This is a genomic window from Streptomyces tauricus, assembly GCF_014650955.1.
Classification (GTDB): domain Bacteria; phylum Actinomycetota; class Actinomycetes; order Streptomycetales; family Streptomycetaceae; genus Streptomyces; species Streptomyces tauricus.
In genome coordinates this window covers 85025-103058 of record NZ_BMVY01000002.1, presented here as the reverse complement: position 1 = coordinate 103058, position 18034 = coordinate 85025, and the positions used below count along the sequence as shown (strand labels likewise).

At 71.4% G+C, this 18034-nt stretch carries 14 protein-coding genes and 1 pseudogene; 9 read left to right on the top strand and 6 right to left on the bottom strand.

Annotation, left to right across the window (positions count from 1 at the left end; genetic code table 11):
• Window positions 1-49: 49 nt before the first annotated feature.
• Both IE278_RS05145 and IE278_RS05140 read right to left on the bottom strand, forming a co-directional pair.
• Window positions 50-598: a hypothetical protein gene (locus IE278_RS05145; RefSeq protein WP_189769250.1), complete on the bottom strand. Its 549-nt coding sequence runs from the start codon at window positions 596-598 to the stop codon at window positions 50-52.
• Between the two features lie 31 nt (window positions 599-629).
• Complete coding sequence (locus IE278_RS05140) at window positions 630-2234, bottom strand: PLL family lectin (RefSeq protein WP_189769249.1); 1605 nt, start codon at window positions 2232-2234, stop codon at window positions 630-632.
• Between the two features lie 310 nt (window positions 2235-2544).
• Between IE278_RS05140 and IE278_RS05135 the strand changes: the two are divergent.
• The 7 genes and pseudogenes from IE278_RS05135 to IE278_RS05105 form a co-directional block, all read left to right on the top strand.
• Window positions 2545-2928 (top strand): annotated as a pseudogene (locus IE278_RS05135) (VOC family protein); the annotation flags it as partial.
• Window positions 2929-2988: 60 nt separating this feature from the next.
• Window positions 2989-3453: a GNAT family N-acetyltransferase gene (locus tag IE278_RS05130; protein ID WP_189769820.1), complete on the top strand. Its 465-nt coding sequence runs from the start codon at window positions 2989-2991 to the stop codon at window positions 3451-3453.
• 713 nt (window positions 3454-4166) lie between these two features.
• Window positions 4167-5807 (top strand): peptide ABC transporter substrate-binding protein, encoded by a 1641-nt coding sequence (locus IE278_RS05125; RefSeq protein WP_189769248.1) that lies wholly within the window; start codon window positions 4167-4169, stop codon window positions 5805-5807.
• Window positions 5808-5861: 54 nt separating this feature from the next.
• A complete protein-coding gene (locus IE278_RS05120; RefSeq protein ID WP_189769246.1) occupies window positions 5862-6785 on the top strand; it encodes an ABC transporter permease in 924 nt (307 codons plus the stop codon).
• Between the two features lie 49 nt (window positions 6786-6834).
• Window positions 6835-7836: an ABC transporter permease gene (locus IE278_RS05115; RefSeq protein WP_246570058.1), complete on the top strand. Its 1002-nt coding sequence runs from the start codon at window positions 6835-6837 to the stop codon at window positions 7834-7836.
• A 5-nt stretch (window positions 7837-7841) separates the two neighbouring features.
• Window positions 7842-8825, top strand: coding sequence for an ABC transporter ATP-binding protein (locus IE278_RS05110; RefSeq protein WP_189769243.1), 984 nt, complete (start codon window positions 7842-7844; stop codon window positions 8823-8825).
• Entirely contained in the window at window positions 8818-9960 is a 1143-nt protein-coding gene (locus IE278_RS05105) for an ABC transporter ATP-binding protein (protein WP_189769242.1), read from the top strand. The genes IE278_RS05110 and IE278_RS05105 overlap by 8 nt, the downstream gene beginning before the upstream one ends.
• 363 nt (window positions 9961-10323) lie before the next feature.
• Here IE278_RS05105 and IE278_RS05100 read toward each other — a convergent pair whose 3' ends face one another.
• The 3 genes from IE278_RS05100 to IE278_RS05090 all read right to left on the bottom strand — a co-directional run bounded on the left by IE278_RS05100 (window position 10324) and on the right by IE278_RS05090 (window position 14672).
• Window positions 10324-12576 carry an MMPL family transporter gene (locus IE278_RS05100; RefSeq protein ID WP_189769241.1) on the bottom strand — a complete coding sequence of 751 codons (2253 nt, stop codon included), beginning with the start codon at window positions 12574-12576 and terminating at the stop codon, window positions 10324-10326.
• Between the two features lie 234 nt (window positions 12577-12810).
• Window positions 12811-13494: a response regulator gene (locus tag IE278_RS05095; RefSeq protein WP_189769240.1), complete on the bottom strand. Its 684-nt coding sequence runs from the start codon at window positions 13492-13494 to the stop codon at window positions 12811-12813.
• The gene (locus IE278_RS05090; RefSeq protein ID WP_189769239.1) at window positions 13491-14672 is read right to left on the bottom strand and encodes a sensor histidine kinase; all 1182 of its coding nucleotides are present in this window, start codon (window positions 14670-14672) and stop codon (window positions 13491-13493) included. Before IE278_RS05090 ends, IE278_RS05095 begins: the two co-directional genes overlap by 4 nt.
• Window positions 14673-14849: 177 nt before the next feature.
• On the opposite strand from IE278_RS05090, the gene IE278_RS05085 reads away from it, so the two are divergent.
• Window positions 14850-15455 (top strand): TetR/AcrR family transcriptional regulator, encoded by a 606-nt coding sequence (locus IE278_RS05085; protein ID WP_189769238.1) that lies wholly within the window; start codon window positions 14850-14852, stop codon window positions 15453-15455.
• Between the two features lie 37 nt (window positions 15456-15492).
• Here the strand turns inward: IE278_RS05085 and IE278_RS05080 are convergent, their stop codons facing one another.
• A complete protein-coding gene (locus IE278_RS05080; RefSeq protein WP_189769236.1) occupies window positions 15493-17649 on the bottom strand; it encodes a S9 family peptidase in 2157 nt (718 codons plus the stop codon).
• A 183-nt stretch (window positions 17650-17832) separates the two neighbouring features.
• On the opposite strand from IE278_RS05080, the gene IE278_RS05075 reads away from it, so the two are divergent.
• Window positions 17833-18027: a hypothetical protein gene (locus IE278_RS05075; protein ID WP_107020199.1), complete on the top strand. Its 195-nt coding sequence runs from the start codon at window positions 17833-17835 to the stop codon at window positions 18025-18027.
• Window positions 18028-18034 lie beyond the last annotated feature (7 nt).

Below are 18034 nucleotides of genomic sequence, written 5' to 3'. Positions count from 1 at the left end.
CTGAGAGATGACATCTTTCAGCCCGTCCGGCGTTTGAGGACACTGTCGTTCAGGTGGACCAGGGGCCGCCCGGCTCGTTCTGCCAGCGGTGGACCACCTGGCCCGTGTCGTCGACGCCGAAGACGGCCATCCCCGAGCCGTGGTCCACGACCGACGGAACCCCGGTGCTGACACGCGGCGCGGGCAGCGCGGGCGTGCCCGTGGCCTCCCGCGCCTCGGCGAGGAGGGCGCGGGCCTTCGCCTCGGCCTGGTCGTAGCGGTCGGGGAAGGCCGAACGCTGCACCTTCTGGGCCGTCTGCCCGGCGGTGAGGTGCGGTGACTGCTCCTCGACCCGGACGGCGCGGACGAAGAACTGCCGGGCCGCGTACGGCACGTGGCGGATCTGCTCCGGGGTTCCCCAGCCCTGGCTGGGGCGTTGCTGGAAGACGCCGAGGGAGTCGCGGTCGCCGCAGTCGAGGTTGTTCATACGCGACTCGACCCAGCCGGCCTCGAAACCGGCGAGCATCACCTTGTCCGAGACGGCGAGTTCGACGCCGACGAGGTGGACGGCCCTGATGACTTCGGGATCGTGGTCGGGCGGGATGTGACACGCGGCCATGCCGGGCTCCTTACGGGGTGGGGGAGGGGCGTCACGCGCGGCCCGCGTGATCGGCCGCCGAGGCCGGGGTACGGGGTGGGGCGAGTACGCCGGTGGCCACGGGCGCGTCGGGGTCGGTGGCGAGGCTGCCCTCCATGTCGACCCAGGTGTCGTGCCAGGCGTGGCCGAGTTCGGGGCCGCGCTGCCAGGTGTGGGTGACCCGGCCGTGCGGGTCACGTCCGAAGACGGAGAGGTCGCCGCTGGGGTTGAGGACGACCGCCGGGTCGGATGTGAGGTGGCCGCCGAGGGGGCTCCAGTCGGACCAGGGGCCGCCGGTGCCGGTCTGCCAGCGGTGGTGGAGTGCGTTGTCGGTGCCGCGTGCGAAGAGGACCATGCCTCCGTCGCGGCCGACGAGGACGGTGGGTCGTCCTTGTGTGGAGCCGCCCATGTCGACCCAGGTGTCGTGCCAGGCGTGGCCGAGTTCGGGGCCGCGCTGCCAGGTGTGGGTGATACGTCCTTCGGGGCCGCGGGCGAAGACCGACAGGGAGCGGTTGGGGCTCAGAACCACCGCCGGGTCGGATGTGAGGTGGCCGCCGAGGGGGCTCCAGTCGGACCAGGGGCCGCCGGTGCCGGTCTGCCAGCGGTGGTGGAGTGCGTTGTCGGTGCCGCGTGCGAAGAGGACCATGCCTCCGTCGCGGCCGACGAGGACGGTGGGTCGTCCTTGTGTGGAGCCGCCCATGTCGACCCAGCTGCCGTGCCAGGCGTGGCCGTGCTCCGGGCCGCGCTGCCAGGTGTGGGTGATACGCCCCTCGGGGTCCCGGGCGAACACCGACAGCGCGCCGTTCGGGCTGAGCACCACCGACGGGTCGCTCGCCGGCCGGCCGCCCAGGGACACCCACTCCGGCGCCCACGCGCCCGCTTCCGACTGCCAGGTGTGCCACAGCGCCCCGTCGGCGCCCCGGACGAACACCGCGAGCTTGCCGTAGCGGCCGACCAGCGCCCACGGCCGGCCCACCGCTCCGGAGGACGGACGGCCCAGCGGCGTCCACGCCGACCACGCGCCGCCCGCCTGGTTCTGCCAGCGGTGCGCCACGTCCCCCGTCCCGTCGACCCCGGACACGACCATGCCCGAGCCGTGGTCCACCACGGACGGGATCCCGATGCCGACCTGCGGCGCGGCCGTCCCGCGCCCGGTCCACCACGTGGTCTCCCGGCGCGCTCCCGCCCAGCCGAAACTGAAGTGGACGTGGTCGGTGTGCGGGCTGTCGCCGGTGTACGGGGTCCAGCCCGCGTCCGCGCGTGCGGCCTGCCAGATCCGCCGGTTCCAGATCATGTACATGATTCCGAGGCGGCGTACGAGGGCGTGGCGGTTGCCGTGCCGGTCGGTGGCGAGCAGCCAGCCGATGAGCTCCTCGGCGAGGGCGGCCTGGCCGTCGGCGATCCCCCAGTCCCAGGCCCGGCCCTCCTTGTGCTCGCTGACGCCCTGCCTGCCGCACTCCCTGCCGATGCCCAGGCTCCGGGTGGCGGGGTAGGCGCCGAGCACCAGGTCGCGGAATGCGAGGAGGCCCGGCTTCGGCGCCGGGTCGCAGCCGCGTTGCCCTTCGTGGGGGGCGTAGTCGTCGATGAGGGGACCGAAGTCAGGGGTGGTGGGGGGCATGCGGTGGCCTCCTTGCGAGGAGTGACGTGACGTCATGACGCGGGGCATGACATGGCCTGGCGGGGCATGACATGGCCGGGTGCCGTGGGCGGTTCGCATCGCCTCGGCTTCCCGTCCCACCCTGGCGGGCCGCGCGGCGGTCCCGGTCGGTCTCGGGTCACTTCCGCCCCAACGGATGAACGGCGCCGAGGGGTTAACGTTCACGACGCGCGGTGGACGTGCGTGTGACGCGGGGCCGGTGGTGGGGGGCGATAACCGTTCGACATCGGCCGGGGCGTCCGGGAGGCTCCCCGCCATGACTCGAACCCCCATGCCTTCCGTCTCCGTCCGGAACCCCGCCATCCACAGCATCACCTTCGACTGCACGGGCGATCCCTACGATCTCGGCCTGTTCTGGAGCGAGTTGCTGGGCCGGCCGCTGGCCGACGACGACAAGCCGGGTGACCCGGAGGCACTGATCGAGGACCCCGACGGAGGTCCGAGGCTGCTCTTCGTGCGCGTACCGGAGGGCAAGACGGCCAAGAACCGCATCCACTTCGACCTGCGGCCGACGGGGCGCACGCGGGCGGCGGAGACCGAGCGGGCGCTCGCGCTCGGCGCGACCCTGATCGCGGACCGGACGCGTCCGGACGGCGGCGGGTGGTTCCTACTGGCGGACCCGGAGGGGAACGAGTTCTGTGTGGAACGGGGGGAGGCGGAGCGGGTGGGGGCGGGGTTGCCCGGCGCCGAGCCGGCGGCCGCGAAGGCCTCCTCCATACGCCTGGAGGAGGTCACTCCCGACAACGTCGAGGCTGCGCTCGCGCTGAAGGTCCGGCCCGACCAGGAGCGGTTCGTCTCGACGGTCGCGAAGTCGCTGGCCGAGGCGTACGCGAATCCGCGGACCGCCTGGCCGCGGCTGGTCTACGACGGTGACGAGCTGGTCGGCTTCGTGATGGCCTTCTTCGATGTCCGCTTCGACCCGGACAACCCCGAGGACCGGCTCCGCTCCGGCCTGTGGCGGCTGAACATCGCGGAGGGCCGGCAGGGGCGGGGGTACGGGACCTTCGCGGTGCGGGCGGTCTGCGAGGAGGTGCGGCGGCGGGGGCGGTGCCGGGTGGTCACGGTCACGTGGGCGGAGGGGGAGGGCGGCCCGGAGCGGTTCTACCTGGGGCTCGGCTTCCACCGCACGGGCGAAACAAGCGGCGACCAGGTCGTGGGGGAGCTACCCCTGGACGCGTAACACCCCGCTGCACAGGTGTGTTACGCCTGCGGGCCGGTTGGGGTGAAGGTTGCGCAGTTCCCCGCGCCCCTGAGCGGGCTGGACCCTGTTTCGTCCGCGGCCCAGTGAGGGCGGGCGTTGCGCAGTTCCCCGCGCCCCTGGGTGGGTGGGTGCGGGCCCGCATCTTGGCTATCGGCCGGTGGGGGTGGGCCGCGCCGTTCCCCGCCAGGGGCGCGGGGAACTGCGCGATCAACCCCCACCGCCCGCAGCCGAAAAACCGGCGCGCAGAAAGACGCACCTGTTCGGGGGCGCGGGGAACGGCGCAACCCCCGCCCCCACCGGGCCCGCAGGCAAAACCCGGCTCCAGCCCACCCCCTCAGGGGCGCGGGGAACTGCGCATCCCCCGCGCTCACTGGGCCCGCAGGCAAAACCCGGCTCCAGCCCACCCCCTCAGGGGCGCGGGGAACTGCGCATCCCCCGCGCTCACTGGGCCCGCAGGCAAAACCCGGGCCCAGCCCTCCCGCTCAGGGGCGCGGGGAACGGCGCAACCCCCGCCCCCGCCGGCCGGTAGCCGAGATGTGGGTCCACTCACGCCCACCCGCCCGCCCCCGTCGGACGACGCATGCACCCATGTGGGTCGGCAAATGTGCGCTAAGTGAGTTCTGCACCGATATTGGGCGCAAAGGTACTGGCTCCGGCGCCGGAGCCGCAGCGCACCGATGAGGAGGCACTCCATGCGTGGAGCCACACACGCCAGATGGGCCGTATGCGCGACGGCAGCAGCCCTCGCGGCGACGGCCTGTGGGGGAGGCGGGGACGACAGCGGCGGCGGCGGTGGCGACGGCTCCGGGGTCCTCAGCTCCTCGTGGGGCGACCCGCAGAACCCCCTGGAGCCGGCCAACACCAACGAGGTGCAGGGCGGCAAGGTCCTCGACATGCTCTTCCGCGGTCTCAAGCGCTACGACGCCAAGAGCGGCGAGGCCAACGACATGCTGGCCGAGAAGATCGAGACCTCGGACTCGCAGAACTTCACCGTCACCGTCAAGAGCGGCTGGACGTTCAGCAACGGCGAGGCAGTCTCCGCCAAGTCGTTCGTGGACGCCTGGAACTACGGCGCCAGCCTCAAGAACAACCAGAAGAACGCGTACTTCTTCGGGTACATCGACGGCTACGACAAGGTCCACCCGGAGGACGGCGGCAAGCAGACGGCCCAGACCCTGAGCGGCCTCAAGGTCACCGGCGACAACACCTTCACGATCAAGCTCAACCAGAAGTTCTCGACCTTCCCCGACACCCTCGGCTACGCCGCCTTCGCGCCGCTGCCCCAGGCGTTCTTCGACGACCACGCCGCCTGGCTGAAGAAGCCGGTCGGCAACGGCCCGTACACGATCGACTCGTACGCCAAGGGCTCCGTGATGAAGATGCGCAAGTGGGACAAGTACCCGGGGGAGGACAAGGCCGAGAACGGCGGGGTGGACCTGAAGGTCTACACCGACAACAACACCGCGTACACGGACCTGATGGCCGGCAACCTCGACCTCGTCGACGACGTGCCCGCCGCCCAGCTCAAGAACGCCAAGAGCGACCTCGGCGACCGGTACATCAACACCCCCGCCGGCATCATCCAGACCCTCGCCTTCCCGTTCTACGACAAGAACTGGGGCAAGGACGGCATGGAGAAGGTCCGTACCGGGCTCTCCATGGCCATCAACCGCGAGCAGATCACCGAGACCATCTTCCAGAAGACCCGCACCCCCGCCAGCGACTGGACCTCGCCCGTCCTCGGCGAGGCCGGCGGCTTCAAGGAGGGGCTGTGCGGTGACGCCTGCGAGTACGACCCGAAGAAGGCCAAGGAGATGATCGAGGACGGCGGCGGGCTGCCCGGTGGGCAGGTCAAGATCTCCTACAACGCGGACACCGGCTCCCACAAGGAGTGGGTGGACGCCGTCTGCAACTCCGTCAACAACGCGCTCGACAACGACAAGGCCTGCGTCGGCAACCCGGTCGGCACCTTCGCCGACTTCCGCAACCAGATCACCCAGTCCAAGATGTCGGGCCCCTTCCGCGCGGGCTGGCAGATGGACTACCCCCTCATCCAGAACTTCCTGCAGCCGCTGTACTACACCAACGCCTCGTCCAACGACGGCAAGTGGACCAGCGAGAAGTTCGACGACCTCGTCGACAAGGCCAACGCGGAGACCGACCAGGCCAAGGCCGTCGGCCTCTTCCAGGACGCCGAGAAGGTCCTGCGGGACGACATGGGCGCCATTCCGCTCTGGTACCAGAACGGCAGCGCCGGCTACTCGGACCGGATCTCGAACGTGGCACTGAACCCGTTCAGCCTGCCCGTCTACAACGAGATCAAGGTCAGCTGAGCCGCGGGGGCGCCCGTCGACACACGGGCGCCCCCGCCTACCTCCGGAGCCCTCATGGGACGGTATGTGATCCGGCGTCTGCTGCAGATGATCCCGGTCTTCATCGGCGCCACCCTGTTGATCTTCCTGATGGTGAACGTGATGGGCGACCCCATCGCGGGCCTGTGCGGCGACCGGCAGTGCGACCCCGCCACGGCGACCCAGCTCCGCAAGGAGTTCGGCTTGGACAAGCCCGTGTGGCAGCAGTACGCGACCTACATGGGCAACGTCTTCACCGGCGACTTCGGCACCGCGTTCAACGGGCAGGAGGTCACCGAGCTGATGTCGACCGCCTTCCCGGTCACCATCCGGCTCACGATCGTCGCTATCGTCTTCGAGGTCGTCATCGGCATCGCGCTGGGCGTGGTCACCGGACTGCGCCGCGGCCGGCCCGTCGACACCGGCGTCCTGCTGATCACCCTCGTCGTCATCTCGGTGCCCACCTTCGTCACCGGTCTGCTGCTGCAGCTGCTGCTCGGCGTCAAGTGGGGCTGGATCAGCCCGTCCGTCTCCTCGGAGGCACCCTTCGACGAGCTGATCGTGCCCGGCCTCGTCCTCGCGTCCGTCTCCCTGGCCTATGTGACCCGGCTGACCCGCACGTCCATCGCGGAGAACCGGCGCGCCGACTACGTCCGCACGGCCATCGCCAAGGGCCTGCCCCGGCGCCGGGTCATCACCCGGCACCTGCTGCGCAACTCCCTCATCCCGGTGGTCACCTTCATCGGCACCGACATCGGCGCGCTGATGGGCGGCGCGATCGTCACCGAGCGGATCTTCAACATCCACGGCGTCGGCTTCCAGCTCTACCAGGGCATCCTGCGCCAGAACACCCAGACCGTCGTCGGCTTCGTGACCGTCCTCGTCCTCGTCTTCCTGGTGGCCAACCTGCTGGTCGACCTCCTGTACGCCGTACTCGACCCGAGGATCCGCTATGCCTGAGCAGCCGACGCCGCCCGAGCAGCCGCGGCCGGACCGGCCCCTGCCCTCCATGCCGCCCGGGCCGCACCTGTCCGGCGGCGGACGCGCCCCCGAGGACGGGGCCATCGCCGCGACCGGCATGGGCGGCGCGATGGACCTCGCCACCGAGGAGGGCGCCTCCCTGCAGAAGGTGCCCGGCGGACCCGACGGCACCGGCCCGCAGGACCGGCCCCGTTCCCTGTGGTCCGACGCCTGGCGCGACCTGCGGCGCAACCCCGTCTTCATCATCTCGGGGCTCGTCATCCTCTTCCTGGTCGTCATCTCCCTGTGGCCCTCGCTGATCGCCTCCGGCAACCCCCTCAAGTGCGACCTCGCCAAGTCCCAGGAGGGCTCCCAGCCCGGCCACCCCTTCGGCTACAACGGCCAGGGCTGCGACGTCTACACCCGCACGGTGTACGGGGCCCGGGTCTCCGTCACCGTCGGCGTCTGCGCCACGCTCGGGGTGGCGATCCTCGGCTCGGTGCTCGGCGGTCTCGCCGGGTTCTTCGGCGGGGCCTGGGACGCGGTCCTCTCCCGGATCACCGACATCTTCTTCGCGATCCCCGTCGTCCTCGGCGGTCTGGTGCTGCTGTCCGTCGTCACCAGCTCCACGATCTGGCCGGTGATCGGCTTCATGGTGCTGCTCGGCTGGCCGCAGATCTCCCGCATCGCCCGCGGCTCGGTCATCACCACCAAGCAGAACGACTACGTCCAGGCCGCCCGCGCGCTCGGCGCCTCCAACTCCCGGATGCTGCTGCGGCACATCACGCCCAACGCTATCGCCCCGGTCATCGTCGTGGCGACCATCGCGCTGGGGACGTACATCTCGCTGGAGGCGACCCTCTCGTTCCTCGGCGTGGGCCTGAAACCGCCCACGGTGAGCTGGGGCATCGACATCTCCTCGGCGTCCCAGTACATCCGCACCGCCCCGCACGCGCTGCTCTGGCCGGCCGGGGCGCTGGCCGTCACCGTCCTCGCGTTCATCATGCTCGGCGACGCGGTGCGCGACGCCCTCGACCCGAAGCTGAGGTGAGTGCCGTGCTGCTCGAAGTGCGCGACCTGCACGTGGAGTTCAGGACCCGGGACGGCGTCGCCAAGGCAGTCAACGGCGTCACCTACAGCGTGGACGAGGGCGAGACGCTCGCCGTGCTCGGTGAGTCGGGCTCCGGCAAGTCCGTGACCGCGCAGGCCGTCATGGGCATCCTCGACACCCCGCCCGGGAAGATCACCGCGGGCGAGATCCTCTTCAAGGGCCAGGACCTCCTGAAGTTCAAGGAGGAGGAGCGGCGCAAGGTCCGCGGCGCCCAGATGGCGATGATCTTCCAGGACGCGCTGTCGTCCCTGAACCCGGTGCTCAGCGTCGGCGCCCAGCTCGGCGAGATGTTCACCGTCCACCGGGGCGCGTCCCGCAAGGAGGCCAAGGCGAAGGCGATCGAACTGATGGACCGGGTACGCATCCCGGGCGCGGCCTCCCGCGTCGGCGACTACCCCCACCAGTTCTCCGGCGGAATGCGCCAGCGCATCATGATCGCGATGGCGCTGGCCCTCGAACCGGCCCTGATCATCGCCGACGAGCCGACCACCGCCCTCGACGTCACCGTCCAGGCCCAGGTCATGGACCTGCTCGCCGAACTGCAGCGCGAGCTGCACATGGGCCTCATCCTCATCACCCACGACCTCGGCGTGGTCGCGGACGTCGCCGACCGCATCGCCGTGATGTACGCGGGCCGCATCGTCGAGTCCGCCCCGGTCCACGACATCTACAAGGCCCCGGCGCACCCGTACACGAAGGGCCTGCTGGAGTCGATCCCACGGCTCGACCAGAAGGGCCGCGAGCTCTACGCGATCAAGGGCCTGCCCCCGAACCTGATGCACATCCCGCCCGGCTGCGCCTTCAACCCCCGCTGCCCGATGGCCCAGGACGTCTGCCGCACCGACGTACCGCCCCTGTACGAGGTGACCGAGGCGGGCACCGACCGGGTGAGCGCCTGCCACTTCTGGAGGGAGTGCCTCAATGGCTGAGCGGAAGAACGGCGCGGTCGCCGAGCACCTGAACGCCCCGCTGGGCGAGCCGATCCTCCAGGTCCGCGGCCTCGTCAAGCACTACCCGCTCACCCGGGGCATCGTGTTCCGCAAACAGGTGGGCGCGGTCAAGGCGGTCGACGGCGTCGACTTCGACCTCGTCGCCGGGGAGACCCTCGGCATCGTCGGCGAGTCCGGCTGCGGCAAGTCGACGGTCGCCAAGATGCTGGTCAACCTGGAGCGGCCGACCGCGGGCGAGATCCGGTACAAGGGCGACGACATCACCAAGCTGTCCGGCCGCGCCCTCAAGGCGGTCCGCCGCAACATCCAGATGGTCTTCCAGGACCCGTACACCTCGCTCAACCCCCGCATGACCGTCGGCGACATCATCGGGGAGCCGTACGAGATCCATCCCGAGGTCGCGCCGAAGGGCGACCGGCGCCGGCAGGTCCAGGACCTGCTGGACGTGGTCGGGCTCAACCCGGAGTACATCAACCGCTATCCGCACCAGTTCTCCGGCGGGCAGCGCCAGCGCATCGGCATCGCGCGCGGCCTCGCCCTGCGCCCCGAGATCATCGTCGCGGACGAACCGGTGTCGGCCCTCGACGTGTCGGTCCAGGCACAGGTGATCAACCTGATGGACCGCCTCCAGACCGAGTTCAACCTCAGTTACGTCTTCATCGCGCACGACCTGTCGATCGTGCGGCACATCTCCGACCGGGTCGGGGTGATGTACCTCGGCCGGATCGTCGAGACCGGCCGGGACGCCGAGATCTACGACCACCCGACGCACCCGTACACCCAGGCCCTGCTGTCCGCCGTGCCCGTCCCCGACCCGGAGGCCCGTGAGCACCGGGAGCGGATCATCCTCTTCGGCGACGTGCCCTCGCCCGCGAACATCCCCTCCGGCTGCCGCTTCCGCACCCGCTGCTGGAAGGCCGCGGAGCGCTGCGCGATGGAGGTCCCGCTGCTCGCGGTCCCCGCGGAGTTCCGGTACGAGGCCGGTCCCGCCGCCCACGACTCGGCCTGCCACTTCGCGGAGGAGAAGCAGGTCGTGCCACAGGAGGAGCCGGGACCGGTGGCACCGGTGGAGTCGGTGGAGCCGCCGGTCGAACCGACGGACGGGTCCGCATAGGCCGACAAACGGGGAGCAACTGCGTTAACACGCAGGCAACTTGGCCGACCCGGCACCGATATACGGACGCGGCACTCTGAACAGCGTACGGCCGTGCGGGTGCCGTAGACCGGCCGGGGAGCGCCATGTCTCCCCGGCCGGTCGCCATTCCCACACATTTCTTGGGCCCGAGGGTTTCGCCCCCGCCGCCCCTACCCGTTCCCGTCCCGCATGGGGGCTGCGCCCCCTCGCCCCCGTTGTCCTCAAACGCCGGACGGGCTGAAGGATCAGCCCCTCCGGCGTTTGAGGCGCAGGGGGTTCGGGGGCTGGCCCCCGAGACGTGGACGGGAACGGGTAGGGGCGGCGGGGGCGAGGGCTGTTTCTTTAGACCCGGGCCGGGTCGGCCAGTTCCTGGTGGGGGCCGTCGCCCGCCGGTGGCACCTCCCGGTCCAGGGACGCGCCCTCCGTGTCGAGGTCCGGCAGCACCCGGTCCAGCCCACGCGGTATCCACCAGCTCGCCTCCCCGAGCAGCCGCAGAGCCGCCGGCACGAGAAGCATGCGTACGACGAGCGCGTCGACCAGCACCCCGACCGTCAGCGCCAGCCCGATGGACGCGACCATCTGATCGCCGCCGCTAAAGGCGAAGCCGGCGAAGACGGACGCCATGATCGCGGCCGCCGCGACGACGACGGGCGAGGCCTGCCCGAAGCCCCGCACGATGGCGGCCCGGGTGGGGAGCCCGTTCCGGTGCGCCTCGTGCATACGGGCCACCAGGAACACCTGGTAGTCCATGGCGAGGCCGAACAGCACGCCCACCACGATCAGCGGCGTGAGACTGGCCAGCGGCCTGGCCTCGTTCAGACTGACCAGCGGGCCGGCCCAGCCCCACTGGAACACCGCCACCGTCACGCCGAGGCTCGCGGCCAGGGACATCAGGAACCCGGCGGTGGCCAGCAGCGGCACCATGACGGAGCGGAACACGAGGGTGAGCAGGAGCAGCGAGAGCCCGACCACGGCGATCAGATAGATGATCAGGCCCGACGAGAGCGCCTCGTTGACGTCCACGTCGACCGCGGTCTGACCGGTCACCGAGACCTCGGCGCCGGACACCTCGTCCATCGCCGTGCGCAACGAGTTCACCAGGTCGTTCGTACGCGCGTCGGTCGGGCCGTGGTCGGACGTGACCGCGAGGAAGGCGATGCCCGTGTCCTCGGCGCGCTGGACGGGGCTGACGTCGGCCACCCCGTTCAGCGCGGTGATCCGCTTCGCCGTACCGGCCGCGGTGTCCGCCGCGTCCGGGCCTTCGAAGAGCACCACGAGGGGGTTCTGTTCGCCGGCGCCGAACGCGTCGCTGACGGTGGTGTAGGCCGCGCGCTGGGAGCTGGCCGGGTCGGGGCCGCCCGGGGGATCGAGTTCGGTCTTGAGGGAGAGAGCCGGGACGGCGAGCAGGGCGACGACGACGGTGCTGCCCAGCATCGTGAGGACGGGCCGGTCGACCACCAACTGGGCCCAGCGGCCCAGCAGCCCAGGCCCACGGCGGCTCCCCGCCACTTCTGCTGCCGGTGCTTCGGCCGCCGCGGCCACGGGTGCCTCGTACACCGCACCCCGTGCCGGGCGCTCCTTGCGCGGCAGTGCCTTGTGGCCGAGGGTCTTCAGCACGGCCGGTACGACGGTGAGCGAGGCGGCCACGGCGACGACCACGGCGAGGGCCGCGCCGATCCCCATCTCGGTGATGAACGCGATCCGTACGATCGCCAGCCCCGTCAGGGCGATGACCACGGTGGTCCCGGCCACCACCACGGAGGTGCCGGCCGTGCCGGCGGCGCGGGCCACGGCGGAGTCGACGTCGGCGCCGCGGCGCAGCTCGTCACGGAACCGGGAGAGGATCAGCAGGGCGTAGTCGATGCCGACGGCCAGCCCGAGCATCACCGCGATGATCAGCGTGGTGGACTGGATGCCCTCGCCCGCGGACGACCAGGCGAGAATGCCCAGGACGCCGACGACGACACCGCTCAGGGCGGTCAGCATGTTCGCGCCCGCGGCGGCCAGCGAGCCGAAGGTCAGCAGCAGTACGACGAAGGCGACCACGACACCGACGATCTCGGTGACGCCTGCGATCTCGGGCGGCCCGTCGTCGAGGGTCCCGCCGAGTTCGACGCGGTATCCCTTGTCCGTCAGCGGTGTCGCGGCCTCCCGGAGGTCGGCCTCGACGACGGACTGGTCGGCCTCCAGGTCGACGGTGAGCGTCGAGACGGCGACCGAACCGTCCTTCGACACATAGGGACGGTCCTCCGCGTACGGGTCCGCGGCGGACTTCACGTCGGGGACGCCGGAGGCGCGCGCGACGAGGTCCGTGACCAGGTCCCGGCCGGCCGGCCGCGTCAGGGAGGTGCCGCCGGGCGCCTCGACGACCAGCATCAGCTCGCCGGCCTCGGGGTCCGCCGCGGGGAACGCCTCCTCCATCGTGGCGAGCGCGGTGGTCGACTCGGCGCCCGAGATGCTGAACGGGGCGTCGGAGAATTTCGCGCCGCTGATCGTCACGACGGTGAGGGCCACGGTCAGCACGAACCATGCGCCGGCGACGACGAGCCGGTGACCGGCGCTGAACGCGCCGATCCTGGACAACAATCGGGACATCAGGACTCCTGCGGAAAGCGGTGCGCGGGCCGCTCGTGCGGCCGGTGCCCAGCCTCCGCCGGGAGGTGCCCGGTGGTCGTCGCACAGCGGCGGTAGTGGATCTACCGCCGCTGGTGTACTTCCGGCCCCGTGCTTCTCCTCCGCCCGCAGTGGTCCGCCGTCCGGAGTGGTTCGCCGTCCGGAGTGGTCAGTCCTCGCGCAGGCCCGCCCGGAGTGGTCCGCCGTCCGGAGTGGTCAGTCCTCGCGCAGGCCCGCCCGCAGGGCCGCGACCACGAGCTGTGCCCGGTCCCGTACGTGCATCTTGCTCATGGCCCGGTTCACATGGGTCTTCACCGTCAGCGGCGAGATGAACAGGCGCTCCGCGATGGCGTCGTTGTTCAGGCCCTGGGCGACCAGCACGGTGACCTCCCGTTCGCGGGCGGTCAGGGACTCGGCCTTGCGCAGCTCCTCGGGGGAGACCGCTTCCCGCGGCCGCTGCCGGCGTGCCGTGCGGGTGAGGTGCCCGACGACGGTGTCCGTCGCGACGGCGGACAGGGAGGAGCCGCCGGCGGCGACCCGCTCGACCGCCCGCAGGAGTTCCTCGTGGTCCGCCGACTTACCCAGGAAGCCGTTGGCCCCGGCCTGGAGGGCGGCCAGGATGTCCTGGTCGGTGTCGAAGGTGGTCAGCACCAGGATCCCGATGTCCGCGGTGGTGGCGTCGGCGCGGAGCCGGGTGATCGCCTCCACCCCGTCGAGGACCGGCATCCGCAGGTCCATGAGGATCACGTCGGGTATCAGGGCCCGTGCCATGTCGACGGCCCGGCGTCCGTCGGCCGCCTCGCCGACGACCTCCACTTCGGTACCGGTCTCCAGCAGTGCGCGGATGCCGGAGCGGATCATGACCTGGTCGTCGACGACGAGTACGCGTACGGCGCTCATCCGGACGTCTCCTTCGTTGTTCTTCGCGGCGCGGCGGCCGGGAGTTGTGCGGTCACGAGGAAACCCTCCGGGTCCGGGCCCGCGTGGAAGGTGCCGCCGAGGGCGTGGACCCGCTCCTCCATGCCGACCAGCCCCAGCCCGCTTCCGGCGGACTCCGTCTCGCGCGGCGTCCAGGGGTTGCGGACCGACAGGGTGAGGTATCCGCCGGCCGGCGGGTCGACGGTCACGGTGGCGCCGCCGTCGCCGTACCGCTGGGCGTTGGTGAGGGCTTCCTGGAGGAGGCGCCGGGCGGCGGTCCTGGCGACCGGCGCGAGGGCGAGCAACTGGTCCAGCCCCTCGGTCTCGACCTTCAGCCCGATGCCCTCGAAGCTCTCCAGGAGTTCGTCGACCACGGCGGCGTCCACGGGAGCGGCCGGGGCGATCTCGGACTCGGACGCGGACGCGCGCAGGACGCCCAGGACGACTCCCAGTTCCTCCAGCACCGACCGGGTGGCGGCCTGCACCTCGTCGAGGGCGCGCCTGGACGCCTGCTGCGAGGGGTCGAGATGGGCCTTGGCGACATTGGTGTGGACGCTGACCACGGCGAGGTGATGGGCCACGCTGTCGTGGAGTTCGCGGGCGATCCGCAGCCGTTCCTCCGCCACGTGGCGGGCCACCTCCTCCCTCCTGCGTTCGGCCTCCTGGCGGCGCCGCCCCACCTCCGCGATCACGTAACGCCGTTGGGCCTGCACCCACTGGCCCACCCCGACCACGGCGGCCACAAGCGTGACGAGCCCGAACGTTCCGACGCTGCCGCTGTCCTGCCACTGGGTGTACGGGTTGTACCGCGCGAGGAGCGTGCCGCCCGCGACCACCGCGCCCGCGGCGATCGCGTCGAACCGGGGGCGGCGCAGGGCGAACAGGAACAGCAGCCCTCCGGCGACCGCCCAGGTGCCCCACGGCGCAGGATCGCGTACCTCCAGGGCGGCCAGCAGGGCGGCGACGGCGACGGCGTAGGCCGACGCCCGCACGGCCGCCGCGAGACCGGCCGCTCCCAGGGCGAGGACGACCCACAGCGTCGTCGCGCCGGCATGGTCGCCGACGAGCGCGGACACCGCGCCCACGGTCAGTGCGACCGCCACGGCGAGCGTGCCGCCGGCCGCCCATGGATCGGATCGTATCCAGGCATCGGATCGCACCAGTGATCACTCCGGTCGCTGCAAAGCGGGCACGAGCGGGCACGATCGGGGCACCCTTATAGAACGATGTTATACAGGGGCGCCCGCCGGGTGGCCCGAACGGCGGAGCAGGAGGAGCAGGAGGGGGGAGGAGCAGGAGGAGCAGGAGGAGTGGAGGGAGCAGGAGGAGTGGGACGGATGAGTGCCGGAGCGGGTCCGCCGTCCAGGCGCCGTACGGCGAGCGACCGGCTGCACGCGGTCCTGCTGGACGCCGCGCAGGACGTGCTCGACCGCGAGGGCCTGTGCGGTGTCACCGTGCGCGCGGTCGCCCGCGAGGCCGAGGTCGCGCCCATGGGTGTGTACAACCGGTTCGGCAGCAAGGAGGGACTGCTCGTCGCGCTGGCCGTCCGGGCGCTGAACGATCTCTGGCTCGCGGTCGACGTGGACCGCTCGTCGGACCCCGAGCGGCGCTTCCGCCAGGCCTGCGACGGGTACCGGCACTTCGCGCTCGCGCATCCGCGGCGTTACGCGCTCATCTTCGGCGGCGGCGGGCCGGTCGCCCGGACGGGCTCCGAGGCGTCGGTGTACGGCCACGCGGTGTTCGAGGTCCTGATCGAGCTGGTCCAGGACCTCGTCGGCCGCCGCACACCCGAGGGGTTCGCCGACGCGGGGGAGGCCGCCCAGGTGGTCTGGACGGCCCTGCACGGCGCGGTCCATCTGGAACTGGGCGGCATCGGGCAGGTGTCCGGCTCGCAGGACACCTACCGACGCCTGATCGACCTGCTCGTCCGCGCCCTGCGGTAGCGGCCGCGCCCGCCCCGGTCCGCCGGGCGCGGTGGCCCTACCGGAGTCCGAGCGATCGCTTCAGGAAGTCCACCTGGAGCAGGAGCAGGTTCTCCGCCACCTGTTCCTGCGGGGTCATGTGCGTGACCCCGGACAGCGGCAGCACCTCGTGCGGGCGGCCCGCGGCCAGCAGCGCGGAGGACAGCCGCAGGGAGTGCGCGACCACCACGTTGTCGTCGGCGAGACCGTGCACGATCATCATGGGCCGCGCCGGTTCCACGGCCCCCACCAGGCCGTCGTCGTCGATCAGCGAGTTCGCCGCGTACACCTCGGGCTGCCGGTTCGGATCGCCCAGATACCGCTCCGTGTAGTGGGTGTCGTACAGCCGCTGGTCGGTGACCGGCGCGCCCACCACGGCCGCGTGGAAGACGTCCGGGCGGCGCAGCGCCGCGAGCCCCGCGAGATAGCCGCCGAACGACCAGCCGCGGATCGCCACCCGGGTCAGGTCCAGCGGGAAGTCCTCGGCGAGGGCCTGGAGCGCGTGGATCTGGTCGTCGAGGACGACCGCCGCCAGATCGTCCTTGATCGCCTTCTCCCAGGCCGGAGAGCGGCCCGGCATACCCCGCCCGTCCGCCACGACCACGGCGAAACCCTGATCGGCGAACCACTGGGGCGCGAGGTACGCGTTGTGCGCCGCCAGCACCCGCTGCCCGTGCGGCCCACCGTAGGGATCCATGAGCACCGGCAGCGGACCGTCGGTGTAGCCCGTGGGGAGCACGACGGCGCACGGTACCCGGCGCTCACCGGCTTCCGTGAGGTGCACGCGCGGGCTCATTCCGGGATGCTCGGCGTACGAGGCCACCGTCAGCGCCTCCGTGCGGCCCCCGGCCCGGCCGTTCCCCGTCGCCGTGCGGCCCCCGTCGCGCACCACCCCGACCTGGGCTCCAGGCCGGTCGGGCACGGCCGACACGAGTACGGTCACACCGCCCGCCCGCACCGCCGAGTGCACGCCGGGCTCCTGGGAGACCCGCTCCACGCCGAGGTCGTTGACCCGGTACACGTGCACCTCCCCGATCTCGGGGTCGGCCGCGTCCGGGCCGGCCGACGCGGACACGAGCACGTCGTCGTCCGACACGTCGAGCACGGCGCGCACATGCAACTGCGGCCCCGTGAGGGGGCGTTCGCCGACGGCCAGCACACGCGCCCCTCCCTCGTCGGCGATCCGTACGAGCTGTCCGCTCGGGCTCCAGCTCGGCACACCAGGGAAAAGATCAAGCCAAATCGGATCTTCGTCCGCGTGCACCATCCGGGTCGTCCCGCTGTCCGGATCGACCGCCAGATAGAGCTGACTCGCCTGGTCGCGCGCCTGTACGAGCAGCAGCGGGGCCCCGGCCGCCGACCAGTGCACACGCGCCAGATACGGGTAGCGGGCCCGGTCCCACCGAACCTCCGTACGTGCCCCGTCGAGCCCCAGTACGAAAAGCCGCACCTCCGCGTTGTCGGTGCCCGCGGCCGGGTACGCGACCTGCTGCGGCTCCCGCTCGGGATGCGCGGGATCCGAGATCCACCAGCGGCGTACGGGGGCGTCGTCGGCCCGCGCCACCAGCAGACGGTCCGACTCCGGGGACCACCAGAACCCCCGCGTGCGGCCCATCTCCTCGGCCGCGACGAACTCGGCGAGCCCGTAGGTGACCGTGTCCGCCTCGGGCTCCGCGAGCGCCCTGTCGTCCTCGCCCTCGGCGCCGACGACCCGCAGGGCGCCCCCGGCGACGTACGCGACGAGCCGTCCGTCGGGGGACGGGCGGGGGTCGATCACCGGTCCGCGAACCCGCAGTTCACGTGCCGTGCCGGCCCTCAGCTCGGCGGTGAACAGCCGACCCGACAGGGCGAAGGACGCCAACTCCACCGCGGCGTCCGTGGCGTAGCCGACGATGCCCGCGCCCCCTTCGCGGCTGCGCTCGCGCCGGGCCCGTTCGGCCGCCGACAGCCGCTCGGAGGACCCCCCGAGGAGCGCCCCCGGATCGGCTGCGGGGCGCTCCTTGCCGCTCGTCACGTCGAGAACCCACAGCTGGTTCGCCCGGTCCGTGCCGGACGAGGACCGCAGGAACACCACCCGTGAACCGTCGGGCGCCACGGTGAACGCACGGGGCGCGCCCAGCGTGAAACGCAGGGTGCGCGCCTGCCGGCGCGGAAAGGAGAGAGGCTCGGTCGTCATGCTCCGACCATATTGGCCATGCGCCCCCTTGTGCGGCCGTGCGCCGATCAATGCGCACGCACGAATAGTTATGATCACTAGCGCTGTGTGGGTATCAACCTGCTGGCTGCTGTACGCATTTGCTGCCCCCCAATGTTCGACCCCACCCCCCGTTGTCCCTGGGATCTTTGGAGGTGAGCCGCCGTGGCACTTTCGATTTCGGCGGTGGTGCTACTGGCGATCATCGTCTTCATCCTGGTCAAGAAATCAGGGCTGAAGGCGCCTCACGCCATCGTCTGTGTCCTGCTCGGCTTCTACCTGGCGAGCTCGACGATCGCCCCGACGATCAACGAGCTGACCACGAACATCGCCGGCATGATCGGGGACATCAAGTTCTGACCGGACC

Excerpts from the sequence above, each read along its gene's own strand:
- IE278_RS05145 (WP_189769250.1), bottom strand. The coding sequence starts at position 598 with ATGGCCGCGTGTCACATCCCGCCCGACCACGATCCCGAAGTCATCAGG.
- IE278_RS05140 (WP_189769249.1), bottom strand. The coding sequence starts at position 2,234 with ATGCCCCCCACCACCCCTGACTTCGGTCCCCTCATCGACGACTACGCC.
- IE278_RS05125 (WP_189769248.1), top strand. The coding sequence starts at position 4,167 with ATGCGTGGAGCCACACACGCCAGATGGGCCGTATGCGCGACGGCAGCA.
- IE278_RS05120 (WP_189769246.1), top strand. The coding sequence starts at position 5,862 with ATGGGACGGTATGTGATCCGGCGTCTGCTGCAGATGATCCCGGTCTTC.
- IE278_RS05115 (WP_246570058.1), top strand. The coding sequence starts at position 6,835 with ATGCCGCCCGGGCCGCACCTGTCCGGCGGCGGACGCGCCCCCGAGGAC.
- IE278_RS05105 (WP_189769242.1), top strand. The coding sequence starts at position 8,818 with ATGGCTGAGCGGAAGAACGGCGCGGTCGCCGAGCACCTGAACGCCCCG.
- IE278_RS05100 (WP_189769241.1), bottom strand. The coding sequence starts at position 12,576 with ATGTCCCGATTGTTGTCCAGGATCGGCGCGTTCAGCGCCGGTCACCGG.
- IE278_RS05095 (WP_189769240.1), bottom strand. The coding sequence starts at position 13,494 with ATGAGCGCCGTACGCGTACTCGTCGTCGACGACCAGGTCATGATCCGC.
- IE278_RS05085 (WP_189769238.1), top strand. The coding sequence starts at position 14,850 with ATGAGTGCCGGAGCGGGTCCGCCGTCCAGGCGCCGTACGGCGAGCGAC.
- IE278_RS05080 (WP_189769236.1), bottom strand. The coding sequence starts at position 17,649 with ATGACGACCGAGCCTCTCTCCTTTCCGCGCCGGCAGGCGCGCACCCTG.